Raw genomic sequence first — 14478 nt, 5'->3', positions numbered from 1 at the left:
TGCCCCTCGGGGCAGCCGCTCAGCTCTGCCTCTTCCAGGCGGCCGCGTCCGCGCGCAGCGAGGCCACCGGCTTCGATGTCGACGAGGCCAGTCAGAAGGTGCTTGCTGCCCGGGCGGCGAAGCTTGGGGTGGAGCTCTACGTCGTCGACGACGGCTGGTTCTCAGGCCGCCGCGACGACGCGGCCGGACTGGGTGACTGGGTACCGGCGCCGGACCGCTTCCCCCAGGGGCTGGGTCCGCTCGTCCAGGAGGTCACCGGCTCGGGATGCGCTTCGGCCTGTGCCTGGAGCCCGAGATGGTCAACCGGGACAGCGACCTCTACCGCACGCACCCGGAGCGGGTGCTGCAGTTCCCCCACCGCACCCGCACCGAACTGGGGTCCTGGCGGTGGGCGGCGACTTCGCACGCTGGACACCGGAGGAACTCGCCCAAGGCGCGGAGTTGGTGGCGGAATACAGAAGGTCCGTCACATCGTGCAGCACGGCACCCAGCACCGGCTGCGCGGTCCCGACGATGACGGACCGACCGCCGTGCAGTGCACCACCACGGACCGCCGGGAGGTCTTCGTGCCGATGTGGCAGGGGGCACCCCGCCACGGCACGCCGCGCTCCGTCCTCAGGCTCGCCGGCCTGGATCCCGCCGCGCGCTACCGGGACGCCGCTTCGGGCGCTGTACATCACGCGTCCGTACTGACCGGGTACGGGATCACCCCCGAGCTGCCGGCCGGGGACTGGTCCAGCACATCCCCGCACCTGATCAGGGTGGACGACCTGGCGGCAGAAGGCACCGGCCCTGAGCGTCATGAGTCTTTGTCACGGCCGGGTCGGCGAGGCGGTCCCGGCCGTTCCCGGCAAGTTTCGGAACCGTCCATCGGGTCATTTTTCCTATACGATTTTGGCCCGATCCGACGCCGGTGGCGCCGATCGAGGGGATCGATATGGCCGGATTCAGGCGCTTCCCTGTTACGTCGAGCTGCCCGTTGCTCGGCGTGATGAGCCGCAGTACCAGGGGAGGTCGTCATCGATCGTGCCGTTCAGGGGGTTGACGGGCGGCAGTGTGTGGCTGAACATCGCCATACCAATTTCCTATTTGATTTTTTGGGAGTGGTGGAGATGCGTCTCCCGACCCGTTCCGTTCTGCCAGGAGTTGTCGCTGTCGCTGTGCTCATGGCGGGGTCGGCGGCCTGCACCATCAAGTCCTCCGGCGTGTCCTCCGGCGCCCAGGCCCCCGTGTCCGGCAAGGCCGGCACCGGCACGGCCGAGCTGGCCGACGGGTCGGGCACCAAGGTCGCGCTCGTGCCCGGCGGCGCCCACCCGTACTTCCAGCCCTGGAAGGCGGCGGGCGCCGCCGCGAAGAAGAAGTACGGCCTCGGGGACGTGGCCTTCGACGAGACCTCCGAGTGGGACCAGCAGAAGCAGGACAACCTTCTCTCCACGCTCGCGGCCCGCGGTTACAACGCGTTCGGGATCTTCGGGGTGTCGCCCACCGACATCAACACCACCTTCGCGGACCTCAAGTCACAAGGCTTCGCCGTCGCTTCGCTCGCCTCCTGCCCGGCCGGCGGCACCGACAAGGCCGACTTCTGCCTGTCCACGGACGTGGAGGTCGCCGCCTACAAGGCGGCCAAGGCCGCGATCGCCGCCATGGGCGGCCAGGGCACGCTCGTCCACCTCACCGGCAACAACGTGGACGCCAACACGCAGCTGCGGATCAAGGGCGTGGCCATGGCGGTGAAGGAGTCCGGCGGCAAGGTGAAGTTGCTGCAGACCATCACCGACGTCGACAAGGACCTGCAGACCGCGCAGAAGGCGGTCTCCGACCTGCTCGCGGCCAAGGGCAACCAGATCCAGGGCATCGTCACCACCGCCTACAACCCCGCCGTCGCCGCCGCCGACGCGGTCAAGACTTCCGGATCCAAGGCCAAGGTCGTGGCCATCGACGACGACGCCAAGATCCTCGGCGCGATCAAGGACGGCTCGGTCGCCGCCACCGTGGTGCAGAACCCCGTGGGACAGGCCGACATCGGGACCTGGGCGCTGGCACTGCTGCAGACGAAGCAGTGCACCATGCGCCACCCGGGCCAGATCATCGACTCCGGTTCGTTCGTGGTCACCAAGGCGAACGTCGCCACCTACGACTCGGCCAGGAAGGCCAAGACCGAGCAGCTCAAGAAGCAGTTCGCAGACACGGTCCTGGCCTGCAAGTGACCACCGACGGCGCTACGGAAAGCGGACCTCGCACGATGACCACCATCACGACCGCCACGGCACTGCTCGCCGACATCGCGGTGGAGAAGGACCGCACGGACGCCGTGCAGGCCTTCGTCAAGCAGGAGACGATCCTCGTCGAAGTCACCACCGGGGACGGCCTGAAGGGAACCGGCTACGCCTACACGATCGGCACCGGCGGGTCGTCCGTCCTGGCCCTGCTCCGGGACCACCTGCTGCCCCTCCTCATCGGAGAGGATGCCCGCAACGTCGAAGCACTGTGGAAGCGGCTGTTCGCCGCGACGCGGGCCACCACCACCGGAGCCATCACCTCCCTCGCCCTCGCCGCCGTGGACACCGCCCTGTGGGACCTGCGGTGCAAGCGTGCCGGTGAACCGTTGTGGCGGCTGGCCGGCGGTCACCGCCAGGAGGTCCCGCTCTACGACACCGAAGGCGGCTGGCTCCACCTGAGCACCGACGACCTGGTCGACTCGGCGCTCGAGGCGCAGAAGGCCGGGTGGGCGGGCGTCAAGATCAAGGTGGGAAAGCCGCACGTGGCCGAGGACGCCGAGCGGCTGCGGGCCGTCCGCGAGGCGGTCGGCCCGTCGATGCACATCATGACCGACGCCAACCAGTCACAGACGATGTCCTCGGCACTCCAGCTCGCGGCCGCCCTCGAGCCCTACGGCCCGTACTGGCTGGAGGAGCCCCTTCCGGCCGACGACATCAGCGGACACGCCCGCCTGGCGGCCGCGACGAGGATTCCCGTCGCAGTCGGCGAGTCCATGTACTCCGCCATGCAGTTCCGCGCGTACCTGGAGTCGGGTGCCGCCTCCGTCGTGCAGGTCGACGCGGCGCGCATAGGAGGCATCACGCCGTGGCTGAAGGTCGCGCACACGGCGGAGAGCCACAACGCCATGGTCTGTCCGCACTTCTTGATGGAACTGCATGTCAGCCTGGCCGCCGCGGTGCCCAACGGCATGTTCGTCGAGTACATCCCGCAGCTGAGGGCGGTGACCCGCACCGAACTGACGGTCCGTGACGGACTGGCGGTGGCACCGGACATGCCGGGCATCGGGATCGACTGGGACATGGACGCCATCGACAACAGGAGGGTGGCGTGAGGATACCCGTCATGACACCGGAGAACGACAGCCGGGCCGACGGGGCGGCCGCCGCGCCGCGGTCCGCGCAGCGGCTGCCGTTCTGGGTGAACCAGCGGCTCGGTCTCCTGGTGCTCACCGTTGCTCTCGCAGCGCTGTTCGGCGTCCTGCGGCCGGCGTTCCTCGACCAGCGGCTGGTGCTGTTCCCCCTGCTGCGGGACATCTCGACGCTGACCGTGGTGGCGCTCGCCCAGATGGTGGTCCTCTCCGTGGGGCACATGAACCTCGCTGTCGGCCGGATGGCGACCTTCGGCGCTTTCTTCGCCGGCCTCGGCTACGACCGGCTCGGTCTGCCGCTTCAACTCGGCCTGCTTCTCTGCCTGTTCGCCGGCGCCGCAATCGGCGCCCTGACCGGCTGGATCATCGCCCGTACCGGCGTGAGCTCCTTCGTGGTCACCCTGGCCATGGACTTCGCCCTGCTGGGACTGGTCTCCTTGCTCTACTCGGCGCTGACCGAGAACGCGGCCTTCACCACGCAGCCGAACGGGCTCATGGACCTGCGCTCCACCTCGCTCGCCGACATCTGCATCGGTCCCGTCTGTGGATCCCCGGCCGTCCCGCAGATGGCGCAGTTCACGGTCCTGGCGCTGGGCGGCCTCGGTTTCCTGTACACCCGCACCCGTATGGGCCGGGAGCTTCTGCTGACCGGGGCCAACCCGGCGGCGGCGGAGCTGTCGGGCATCCCCACGGGCCGCCGCGTGATCCTCGCGCACGCCCTCTCCGGATTGCTCGCCGCGCTCGCCGGCTTCATGGCCGCCGTCAGCACCGGCACGTTCCGCGCCTCCATCGGTGAGGACTTCATGCTCCCCTCGTTCCTCGGCGCGGTCCTCGGCGGCACCCTCCTCACCGGCGGCGTCGTCTCCGTACTCGGCGCGCTGCTGGGTACTTCCCTGGTCGGCGTCATCCGCAAGGGCCTGGATCTGCTCGGCGTCGGCCTGGAGAGCCTGAACATCTACCTCGGCTGCGTTCTCCTGCTGGCCCTGTCGGCCGACCGGGTGCGCACCGTCGTGTCCTATCGCAAGGTGGTGCGCTCCACGTGATCACGATCAACGATCGCGGAGCCCGAACCGGTGCGGTCCTGCGCCGCTTCTCCCGCTCCACGACCATGACGCTGCTGTGCGTGACGCTGGCCGGATACCTCGCCCTGGGGGTCGCCTCGTCGGGCGAGTTCTTCCAGGGACCGTCGGTCCGGACCTTCCTGCAGTACCTGGCCACGCCCATCCTCATCGGGCTCGCCCAGATGGCCGCTCTGTGTGTCGGACAGCTCAACCTCGCGGTCGGTGCGCTGGGCGGCTTCACGGCCTGTCTGATGGGCGTCCTCATGGCCGACAGCGGTGTGCCGGCACCGATCGCCGTCGCCGCGGGCGTCGTCGCGGCGACGCTGGTCGGTCTGGTGACCGGTGTGTTCATCGTGGCGACGCGTATCAACGGCTTCATCGTCACGCTCGGGACGATGACCATCCTCCTGGGGGCCCAGTACCGGCTGGCCGGCACGCGCACCATCGACGGCTACTCATCGACCCTCAAGGACCTCGGCCGGGCGGCGCCGCTGAACCTCCCGCTGGTGTTCCTCACCGCGCTCGCCGCGGCGGCCCTGCTGGCCGCGTTCATGTACCGCGCGACCGCCGGCCGGCGACTCCTCGCGGCAGGCGGCAACCCGCTGGCGGCGAGACTGTCGGGCATCTCCACCGACCGGCAGATCGTGCTCGCCCACAGCCTGTCGGGTCTCCTGGTCGGCGTCGCCGCCGTGACCGCGACGGCGTCGCTGCCCGGTGTCAACAGCAGCGTCGGCGGGGACTGGCTGCTGCCGAGCTTCGCCGCTCCGATCATCGGAGGTGTCGCGCTCACCGGCGGCTCCGTCGCGGTGCTCGGCACGGTGCTGGCGGCGTTCGTCATGCGGCTCATCGACGCCGCGCGCGCCCAGTTCTCGCTCGACCCGAGCTGGGTGAACTTCCTCATCGGACTGGTCGTGCTGGGCACGGTGGTCGGTGGCCACATCCATCAGACACATCTGGAAAAGAAGGGCAAGACACAAGGGCGTACCCCGCCGGCACCGGTCGACCGGGGGCCGACGGCCGACGCCGCCCTGCCGAACGCGGGAGGTGCGCGATGAGCGACGTCCTTCTCGAATGCCAGGAGATCGTCAAGATCTTCCCCGGGGTGCGGGCCCTGGACGGTGTCGGACTGCGCCTGACGGCCGGATCCGTGCACGCGCTGCTGGGCGAGAACGGCGCGGGGAAGTCCACCCTCATCAAGGTCCTGACCGGAGTCCACACGCCCGATGCGGGCCGCCTCACCTGGCGTGGCGAAGAGGTCCACCTGCGTTCGCCCCTGGAGGCCACCCGGACCGGCATCGGCGTCGTCCATCAGGAACGCAACCTCATACCCGACTTCTCGGTGGCGGAGAACATCACGCTGCAGAGCCCTCCCTCGCGCCGGGGGTTCGTCGACCGGGAGGCCATGGACGCCCCGGCCCTGCGCTGCCTGGCGGAGCTGGGTCTGGACCTCGATCCGCATCGGCCGGTCCGCGAACTGTCGGTTGCCCAACAGCAGTTGGTGGAGATCGCGAAGGCGCTCCACACCGAGAGCAGGGTGCTGCTCCTCGACGAGCCGACCGCCTCGTTGTCCCCGCAGGAGGCCGAGCGCCTCTTCGACGTCGTCCGGCGGCTGACGGCCCGTGACACCTGTGTCGTCTTCGTGAGCCACAAGCTGGAGGAAGTCTTCGCGATCTGCGACACCGTCACGGTCTTGCGTGACGGCAGGTCCGTGCTGGAATCCTCACCGCTGGCCGACCACACGCACGACGACGTCGTGAATCTGATGGTGGGGCGCGCGCACACGGCGACCGAAATGCGGCCGCGCATCCCGGACCGGACGGCGGCCCCGGTCCTCGCGCTCGACGGGGTCTCGACCGCCGACGGTCACCAGGACATCTGCCTGGAGGTGCGGCCCGGTGAGATCGTCGGCCTCTACGGCCTCGTCGGCGCCGGGCGCAGCGAACTGGTCAAGGCCGTTCTGGGCCTCGACCGGGTCACCGGCGGCGAGATCAGGGTGCACGGCAAGCCGGTCCGGATCGCTTCCCCTCGCCAGGCGCTGCACGAGTTCGGCATCGGCTACCTGACCGAGAACCGCAAGGAAGAGGGCGTCTTCCTCGAGCAGCCCATCCATCGGAACATCACGGTCACCGTGTGGAAGAAGCTGGCCAAGGCCCTCGGGTTCGTCTCCGCCCCTGAAGAGCGGAACGTGGCGCAGGACCTGGTCGAACGCCTCGGCATCCGGATCTCGGGACTCGAGCAGAACGCCGGTGAACTGTCCGGCGGCAACCAGCAGAAGGTGAGTCTGGCGAAATGGCTCGCGGCCGACACCCGGCTGCTGATCGTCGACGAGCCGACCGTGGGCGTCGATGTGCGTACCAAGCACGGCTTCCACGAGCTCCTGTGGGAACTGGCCCGCGGAGGTCTGCCGATCCTGCTGATCAGCAGCGACCTCACCGAGATGATCACGCTGGCGGATCGTGTCCTCGTCATGGCCGGTCATCGCATCCGCGGCGAGGTCGACAACGACCGCGACTACGAACGAATGAGTGGCCGGATCATCCGCATCATTCACGACCGCGCGCTCTCGGCAGTGACCGTGAAGGAGGCCGCGGAATGAAGCGCGTGGCGCAGGTGGTCCGGGTCCGCCCGGAGCAGCTCGAGACGTACCGCGAGTTGCACCGCAGCGTGCCCCAGCCGGTGCTGGACACCCTGCGGGACTGCCACATCAGGAACTACTCGATCCACCTGCTCGGCGACCTGCTGTTCGGCTACTTCGAGTACCACGGCGACGACTTGGCCGCGGACATGGCCCGTATGGCCGCCGACGAGGCGACGCAGGCCTGGTGGCGGCTCACCGCCCTTTGCCAGCAGCCGGTGGAGGAGGCGGCACCGGCGGAGTGGTGGGCCTCGATGGAGCAGGTGTTCCTCATGCCGTGAGACGCGACGTACCCACGACATCCGCTCCCCGGCACCCCGCACTCACAGAGGTGACCTCATGACCGCCGAACTCATCGGACTGAACGCCGTCGTCACGGGCGGCGCCTCGGGCATCGGGCAGGCAACCGCCCGACTCCTCCACGAACGAGGGGCCCGTGTGGCCGTACTCGACCTCGACCCCTCCGGCGTGGAGCTGCCCCTGATGCCGATCCGTACCGACGTCAGGGATGACGGGGCGGTACGAGACGCCGTCGAGAGCGCCGCCTCGGCCCTCGGCGGAATCGACATCCTGGTCAACAACGCGGGCATCGGTGCCGCGGGCAGCGTCGAGGACAACCCCGACGAGAAGTGGCACGAGGTGCTCGACGTCAACGTCCTCGGCGTCGTGCGCGTCACCCGTGCCGCGCTGCCCCACCTGCGCCGCTCAGCCCATGCCGCGATCGTCAACACCTGCTCGATCGCGGCGACGGCCGGCCTGCCCCAGCGCGCCCTGTACTCCGCGAGCAAGGGCGCCGTCCACTCCCTCACGCTGGCCATGGCCGCAGACCACGTCCGGGACGGCATCCGGGTCAACTGCGTCAATCCCGGTACCGTCGACACCCCTTGGGTCGGAAGGCTGCTGGACGCGGCCGACGACCCCGTCGCGGAACGGGCCGCGCTCAACGCGCGCCAGCCACACGGGCGTCTGGTCACCGCGGAGGAAGTCGCCGCCGCCATCGCCTACCTGGCGGGCCCTGCCGCCGGGTCCGTCACCGGCACGGCGCTGGCCGTGGACGGCGGCATGGCGGGCCTGCGTCTGAGGCCGGTCACGGCATGAACGCCCCTTTGAGAAGCGCACCGCTGGGCCGCAGCACCGCCTGGACGTCGACGCTCGCCTTCGGCGGCGCCGCGGTCGGCAACCTGTTCACCGAGACGAGCGAGGAGCAGGCGGCCGCCGCAGTGGATGCGGCCTGGGAGGCCGGCATCCGTTCGTTCGACACTGCGCCGCACTACGGTCTCGGTCTGTCCGAACGCCGGATCGGGGCCGCGCTGCACGGTCGTCCCCGGAGCGAGTACACCGTTTCCACCAAGGTGGGCCGCGTGCTCGAACCGGTGCCCGTGGTGACGGGCGACGACCTGGCCAACGGCTTCGCGGTGCCGGCGACCCACCGCAGGGTATGGGACTTCAGCCCCGACGGCGTACGCCGCAGCCTGGACGACAGCCTGTCCCGGCTCGGCCTGGATTACGTGGACATCGTCTACGTGCACGATCCCGACGACCACGAGGAGCAGGCCCTGCGCGAGGCGTATCCGGCGCTGGAACGCCTGCGCGGCGAAGGCGTGGTCAAGGCCATCGGAGTGGGCATGAACCAGGCCGCCGTGCCGGCCCGTTTCGTGCGGGAGACCGACATCGACGTCGTCCTGCTCGCCGGCTGCTACACGCTTCTGGAACCATGCGGGCTGGACGAGTTGCTGCCGCTCGCCGCGCAGCGGGGTGTCTCGGTGGTCGCCGGAGGCGTCTTCAACTCGGGGCTGCTGGCCCGCCCCCGACCGGGGGCGACCTACAGCTATCGGCCGGCCCCTCCACAGATGCTGGAGCGAGCGCTGCATCTGCAGCAGATCTGCGAGGGGTACGGCGTACCGCTGCGGGCTGTCGCGGCACGGTTCCCCCTCGGCCATCCGAGCGTCGCCGCCGTGCTGATCGGGCTGCGCAGCGCGCGGGAGGTGGACGACGCGATCGAGCAGTACCACCGCCCCATTCCGGATGCGCTGTGGCAGGACCTCCGGGCGAGCGGACTCGTCGCCGCCGACGTGCCGGTCCCGGACGGACGTCGAGCGGTGCGAGAGCACTGACCGGAGAAGGAGGAGGAGACCGCATGAGCTCCACGCCGCTCGTCGATGCCCACCACCATGTGTGGGACCTGGCCGTACGGGACCAGGAGTGGATCAACGGTCCCGAACTCGCCCCTTTGCGCCGGACCTTCTCGCTGTCGGACCTGCGTCCGCCGGCCGAGCGGGCCGGAGTCGGCGCGACCGTGATGGTACAGACCGTGACGGTCCCGGAGGAGACACCCGAGATGCTGGCGCAGGCGGCTTGCGACCCGCTGGTCGCCGGGGTTGTCGGATGGACCGACCTGACAGCTCCCGATGTGGCGGACACGCTGGCCCGGCTGCGTGAACTGCCGGGTGGCGGCCGACTGGTGGGCATCCGGCACCAGGTGCAGTCGGAACCCGACCCTCGGTGGCTGGTGCGGGAGGATGTCCTGCGGGGTCTGTCCGCGGTGGCCGAGGCAGGCCTGGCCTACGACCTCGTCATCCTCCCGCACCAGCTGCCCGCGGCCACCGCCGCGGCCCGCCGTCTGCCGGGCCTCCGGTTCGTCCTGGATCACGCCGGCAAGCCCGGCATCGTGGCGGGCGCGCTCGAACCATGGGCTTCCGAACTGCGGGCCCTGGCGGCCGAACCCAACACGTTCTGCAAGCTTTCCGGCCTCGTCACGGAGGCCGACTGGCGCGGCTGGACGGTCGACGACCTGCGTCCTTTCGCCGAGACGGTCCTCGGCGCCTTCGGACCGGACCGGGTCATGTACGGCTCCGACTGGCCCGTGTGCACGGTGGCCGCCGACTACGCGGAGGTGCTCGATGCGGCCCGTACTTTGACGGCCCGGCTCAGCGTGGACGAACGGGTCGGCGTTTTCGGCGGCACGGCCGTGAACGCCTACCGGCTGCGCGTTCCCTGACGCCTCCGGCGCCTGCGGCACACACCCCCCGGAAAGGAAATAAGAGTATGAAGTTCATGCGTCTCGGACCGCTCGGCAGTGAGCAGCCCGCCGTCCAGTCGGACGACGGCCGCCTGTGGGATCTCACACCGCTGACCGCAGACATCACCGCCGAGTTCCTCACCTCGGACGGCGCCGCGCGTGCACGGCGCGCCCTGGCGGCCGGCGAGCTGCCGCCCCTGGACGGCGACGGTCTGCGCGTCGGAGCCCCGATCGCGTGCCCGGGCAAGATCGTCTGTGTCGGGCTGAACTACCGGGATCACGCCAAGGAGACGGGCGCGCCGATTCCGGAACGGCCCGTGGTCTTCATGAAGGCTGCCAACACCGTGGTCGGCCCGTACGACACGGTGCGCATCCCCCGCGGCTCCGAGAAGACCGACTGGGAGGTGGAGCTCGCCGTGGTCATCGGCGCGCAGGCACGGTACCTGGCGAGTCCGGAGGCCGCCCGGGCTGTCATCGCCGGTTACACGATCAGCAACGACGTCTCGGAGCGGTCCTTCCAGCTGGAGTTGTCCTCCCAGTGGGACCTCGGCAAGTCCTGCGAGACGTTCAACCCGCTCGGCCCGTGGCTGGTGACCTCCGACGAGGTCGGCGATCCGCAGGCACTGGGACTGCGGCTGCGGGTCAACGGCGAGGAGCGGCAGAACGGCACCACCAAGGACATGATCTTCAGCGTGGATCACATCGTCTGGTTCCTCAGCCAGTACATGGTCCTCGAGCCCGGAGACGTGGTGAACACCGGTACCCCGGCCGGCGTGGCACTGGGCCTGCCCGACAGTCCGTATCTCCGTGCCGGGGACACGGTCGAGCTGGAGATCGACGGCCTGGGGCGGCAGAGACAGACATTCTCCGCGGCCGAGGCCTGATCGCCGATGCCGAACGCAGGACGAGCCCGGACCGGGGCTGCGGGCATCCTGGGTGGCCGCGCGACCGAGGCAGGGTCGGACAACGCTCTCACCTCGGTAAACTGCTCTCGTCCCGACAACCGCGGAGCAGCAGGAGCAGGAGAACGGATGCCACCGCATGACGGTTCCTCTGCCAGGGCCCGGGAGTCCGCAGGAAGAAGCCATTCCGCCGGTCCTGCTCGCCAGGTCCTTTCGGACAGCGTCTACGAGCAGATCAAGGCCATGGTCATGGACCATGAGATCGCTCCTGGCGCACGCGTGGGGATCGAGGCGCTGTCACGTGCTCTCGGTGTCTCACCCACTCCCGTCCGTGAGGCGCTGGCCCGGCTCGAGTCCGACGGACTTGTGGTGAAAAGGTCGCTCTCCGGGTACCGGGCGACCGAGTTGCTGACCCGCAAGGGCCTCGAGGAGCTCTTCGAAATGCGGCTCCTGCTGGAACCGAGAGCGGCGGCGCTCGCCGCCATCAACGCCACCGAGGAGCAACTCGACTCCATCGAGCGGCTCGTGGAGGAGATGCAGACTCATCCGGGGCCGACGGGGCGGTACGCGGACTACCGCGGCTTCGCCGCTCTCGACCAGCGCTTCCACGACGCGATCGCGGTGGCCTCGCAACGTCCGCTGCTCGCCGATGCGGTGGAGCGGCTCCACTCCCATCTGCATGTCTTTCGACTCAGGAGTGTCAGCAGCGCCGACGACCCGACGCTGGCGGAACACGAACGCGTCGTACGCGCGATACTGCGCCGCAAGCCCGACCGCGCCGCGGAAGCCATGGCGGAGCACCTCACACGCAGCCTTCAGCGCCAGCTCGGTCAGGACCCGAGCTCCTGACCGGCCACCCGGCGATTCCCTCACCTGCGGAAACCGGATTCCATCTCGCTCGTAATTGTCCATACGGCGGACAGAAAGAGTATGCGCTAACCGGTAGGGAAGGTTCCGGACAGCTACGAGTATCTCGAGCATGATCACGGACAAACAGATATTCGAGACCGGATTCGCCCGCCGTGGCTTCCTCGCCGCCGTCGGCGCCACCGCTGTCGGTGCCGCCCTCACCGGCGCCGGGGCCACCAGTGCGGCAGCGGCTGACAAGAGTGGCCGAACAGTTGCTGGAACCGACATCGGCGTGGCCGCCATCGGGAAGCATCATGAGCCAGTCATGAGGCGGTGAGTGCCGCAGCCACCCAGGATGAGGTCGAGGAGGCGTTCGGCCTGGTCCCGGCGTTCCGGCGTTCCGGCGGCGAGAGCGACGCCGGTGAGGGCGGCGAACATGTCGCTCGCCCGGATGTCCGACCGGATGGTGCCGGCGGCGGCCGCGGCGTCCAGGAGCGAGGTGAGGGCCGTCATCAGCATCTGGCGGCTGTGGACGCAGGGAATCACGCCGGAGTCGACGACGGCGCGGAGGGCGTCGGCCATCCCCAGTTTGGCGGTGGCGTAGTCGATGAAGCGGCCCATCCAGGTGCGAAGTGCCTGGCGCGGTGGCATGGTCGCCAGGAGCTCGGGGGCGGCGTCGCACAGCCGCCTCAGCTCGTTGCGGTAGGCGGCCTCGATCAAGAGCTCCCGGGTCGGGAAGTGCCGGTAGAGGGTGCCGGTTCCCACGTTCGCTTCCTCGGCGATGCGATGCAGGCGCACGTCCAGTCCCTCTTCCGAGAAGACGCGCACCGCTGTGGAGAGGATCTTCTCCCGGTTGCGCTGCGCGTCGACCCGCAGAGGACGCTCGGTGTCTGAGGTCATGGGGGGTCTTTCGTCGTCTCAGTCTGCTTGTGTCCTGACGGCCGTCAGGCGACCGTCCCGGTGGTGTGGACGATCTCGCCTCCGACCACGGTGAGGTCGGAGCGGATTGCTGGAATGCGGTCCTCCGGCACGGCGAAGTAGTCCTCGCTGAGCACCGCGAAGTCGGCGTGCGTACCGGGTCGGAGACGCCCGCGACTGGTTTCCTCGAAGCTGAGCCAAGCGCTGCCCGAGGTGTAACACTCCAGCGCACGCTCCCGGGACATCCGATGGCGGTCGGCGCGTCGCGGGACGCCGTCCGCGGATTTCCCGGTGATCAGCCACCACAGCGACAACCAGGGGCTGTGGGATGAGGCACGGGTGGCGTCGGTCCCGGCCGCCAGGGGAATCCCAGCGGTGAGCAAGTCCGCGATGCGCGGGGCTTCGGCCATCGAGCCGTCGCCCCAGGCCGCCTCCGAGAGAGCGGCCTTGAACACTTGGTGGTCGTCCAGCACCACGCCCGCGCCCAGTGCGGCGAGCCGGCGCAGGTTGGCCGGGCTGATGCGGTCGGCGTGAGACAGCGAGAACCGCAGCCCGCGCAGCGGGATCCGCTCGTCGACCGCTTCCCAGCAGGCCAGGATCCTGTCGATCGACTCGTCCAGCACTGCATGGATGTTCACCGGCCAGCCGCGTTCTGCGGCGCGGTGGGAGATCCGGTACAGCTCCTTCGCGGCATCGTCGGAGATCGAGAACTCCTCCAGCCCCTCGAAGTCGTGGCAGCCGTAGTGCACCACTTCACCGATGCCCTGGAATCGCAGCATCGGGTCCCCGAAGCGCGGGGGAGTGTGCCGCATCCACTCTTCCAACTGCTCGTACTCCTGCCCGGAGTCCCCCGCGGACAGGAACAGCCGCATCCGCATAGAAAGACCTCCGTCGCGCCAGAGCGCGAACAGCGGTTCGTACCGATGCGGCGGCATGCCGAACCCGCCGGCGTCGACGATTCCGGTCAGTCCGAGCGCATGCAGGTCCGCGAGCATCGCTGCGGTGGAGTGCCGTTCCCGGTCCGGTGTGTCCGGAGGAACAGCGCCCAGGATTCGGTTGAACGCGCCCATGCCGAACACCCGGCCGGTGGGCTCCCCGGTCACCGGGTCCCGCTCGAGGCGCCCCCCGGGCGGGTCGGGGGTGGTGGCGTCGATACCGGCCGCGCGGAGCGCGGCCGAATTGAGAACCGCGACCTCGTAGAGCGCCTGGACATATACCGGGTGGTCCGGAGCTAGTGCGTCCAGCTCGGCACGGGTGGGCTCCCGCGCTTCGGTGAACTGGCACGGGTGCCAGCCGCCGACGACCCGGACCCATTCCCCTGGCCGCGCAGTCCCGACCGCGCCGTGAATCGTGGCAAGCGCAGTCCGCAGGTCGGGAACGTCCGTCCACCGCAATTCGCTCGCCCAGGTCGCGCCCCCGCGCACGGCGTGCATGTGGCCGTCGATCAGGCCCGGTATGACGCGGCGCCCGCGCAGGTCGACGACGGTCGAGCGGGCGCCGGCCAACGCGCGGATCTCCGCGTCGCTGCCGCACGCCACTACCCGGCCGTCGCACACGGCCAGGGCCGTCGGTTCCGGCCCCTGTCGCCGCTCACCGCCCGGCCAGACCAGCCCGTTGACGAAGATCCGGTCGGCGTGCGCGGTGTGGGGTGATGTGCTCATGAAACAACCTCGATGTTGTCGATCGCATCGCCCGGATACGGGTCCGGGCCGGACACCGGAAAGGCC

The 14478-nt window shown here is 69.6% G+C and carries 15 protein-coding genes and 1 pseudogene; 14 read left to right on the top strand and 2 right to left on the bottom strand.

Annotated elements, in window-relative coordinates; genetic code table 11:
- The first annotated feature begins 98 nt into the window (after positions 1–98).
- From AB0N14_RS09665 to AB0N14_RS09600, 14 genes and pseudogenes are all read left to right on the top strand, one after another.
- Positions 99–517: pseudogene (locus tag AB0N14_RS09665) on the top strand (alpha-galactosidase).
- Positions 474–992 carry a GH36 C-terminal domain-containing protein gene (locus AB0N14_RS09660; RefSeq protein WP_366025116.1) on the top strand — a complete coding sequence of 173 codons (519 nt, stop codon included), beginning with the start codon at positions 474–476 and terminating at the stop codon, positions 990–992. Before AB0N14_RS09665 ends, AB0N14_RS09660 begins: the two are co-directional and overlap by 44 nt.
- A gap of 120 nt (positions 993–1112) precedes the next feature.
- Positions 1113–2207, top strand: a complete 1095-nt coding sequence (locus tag AB0N14_RS09655) for a substrate-binding domain-containing protein (RefSeq protein ID WP_366025115.1) — start codon at positions 1113–1115, stop codon at positions 2205–2207.
- A gap of 35 nt (positions 2208–2242) precedes the next feature.
- The gene (locus AB0N14_RS09650) at positions 2243–3331 is read left to right on the top strand and encodes a mandelate racemase/muconate lactonizing enzyme family protein (protein WP_366025114.1); all 1089 of its coding nucleotides are present in this window, start codon (positions 2243–2245) and stop codon (positions 3329–3331) included.
- Positions 3332–3342: 11 nt separating this feature from the next.
- On the top strand, positions 3343–4410 hold the full coding sequence (locus tag AB0N14_RS09645; RefSeq protein ID WP_366025153.1) for an ABC transporter permease: 1068 nt from the start codon (positions 3343–3345) through the stop codon (positions 4408–4410).
- The gene (locus AB0N14_RS09640; RefSeq protein ID WP_366025113.1) at positions 4407–5483 is read left to right on the top strand and encodes an ABC transporter permease; all 1077 of its coding nucleotides are present in this window, start codon (positions 4407–4409) and stop codon (positions 5481–5483) included. The genes AB0N14_RS09645 and AB0N14_RS09640 overlap by 4 nt, the downstream gene beginning before the upstream one ends.
- The gene (locus AB0N14_RS09635) at positions 5480–7024 is read left to right on the top strand and encodes a sugar ABC transporter ATP-binding protein (protein ID WP_366025112.1); all 1545 of its coding nucleotides are present in this window, start codon (positions 5480–5482) and stop codon (positions 7022–7024) included. The genes AB0N14_RS09640 and AB0N14_RS09635 overlap by 4 nt, the downstream gene beginning before the upstream one ends.
- A complete protein-coding gene (locus tag AB0N14_RS09630) occupies positions 7021–7344 on the top strand; it encodes an L-rhamnose mutarotase (RefSeq protein ID WP_366025110.1) in 324 nt (107 codons plus the stop codon). Before AB0N14_RS09635 ends, AB0N14_RS09630 begins: the two co-directional genes overlap by 4 nt.
- A 58-nt stretch (positions 7345–7402) precedes the next feature.
- Positions 7403–8161: an SDR family oxidoreductase gene (locus AB0N14_RS09625; protein ID WP_366025109.1), complete on the top strand. Its 759-nt coding sequence runs from the start codon at positions 7403–7405 to the stop codon at positions 8159–8161.
- Positions 8158–9177 carry an aldo/keto reductase gene (locus AB0N14_RS09620; RefSeq protein ID WP_366025108.1) on the top strand — a complete coding sequence of 340 codons (1020 nt, stop codon included), beginning with the start codon at positions 8158–8160 and terminating at the stop codon, positions 9175–9177. Before AB0N14_RS09625 ends, AB0N14_RS09620 begins: the two co-directional genes overlap by 4 nt.
- A gap of 23 nt (positions 9178–9200) precedes the next feature.
- The gene (locus AB0N14_RS09615; RefSeq protein WP_366025107.1) at positions 9201–10061 is read left to right on the top strand and encodes an amidohydrolase family protein; all 861 of its coding nucleotides are present in this window, start codon (positions 9201–9203) and stop codon (positions 10059–10061) included.
- A 47-nt stretch (positions 10062–10108) separates the two neighbouring features.
- Positions 10109–10966 carry a fumarylacetoacetate hydrolase family protein gene (locus AB0N14_RS09610; protein WP_366025106.1) on the top strand — a complete coding sequence of 286 codons (858 nt, stop codon included), beginning with the start codon at positions 10109–10111 and terminating at the stop codon, positions 10964–10966.
- Between the two features lie 147 nt (positions 10967–11113).
- Positions 11114–11833 carry a GntR family transcriptional regulator gene (locus tag AB0N14_RS09605; protein WP_366025105.1) on the top strand — a complete coding sequence of 240 codons (720 nt, stop codon included), beginning with the start codon at positions 11114–11116 and terminating at the stop codon, positions 11831–11833.
- 130 nt (positions 11834–11963) lie between these two features.
- Positions 11964–12170: a hypothetical protein gene (locus tag AB0N14_RS09600; protein ID WP_366025103.1), complete on the top strand. Its 207-nt coding sequence runs from the start codon at positions 11964–11966 to the stop codon at positions 12168–12170.
- Here the strand turns inward: AB0N14_RS09600 and AB0N14_RS09595 are convergent.
- On the bottom strand, positions 12146–12733 hold the full coding sequence (locus AB0N14_RS09595; protein ID WP_366025101.1) for a helix-turn-helix domain-containing protein: 588 nt from the start codon (positions 12731–12733) through the stop codon (positions 12146–12148). The two genes, AB0N14_RS09600 and AB0N14_RS09595, sit on opposite strands and share 25 nt — an antisense overlap.
- A gap of 44 nt (positions 12734–12777) precedes the next feature.
- Positions 12778–14412, bottom strand: a complete 1635-nt coding sequence (locus AB0N14_RS09590; RefSeq protein WP_366025100.1) for an amidohydrolase — start codon at positions 14410–14412, stop codon at positions 12778–12780.
- Positions 14413–14478 lie beyond the last annotated feature (66 nt).

Origin of the sequence: Streptomyces sp. NPDC051104 (assembly GCF_040682835.1) — a bacterium.
GTDB classification, from domain to species: Bacteria; Actinomycetota; Actinomycetes; order Streptomycetales; family Streptomycetaceae; genus Streptomyces; species Streptomyces cynarae.
Note: the sequence above shows the minus strand (reverse complement) of the source record. Positions and strands in the feature narration are given on the sequence as shown.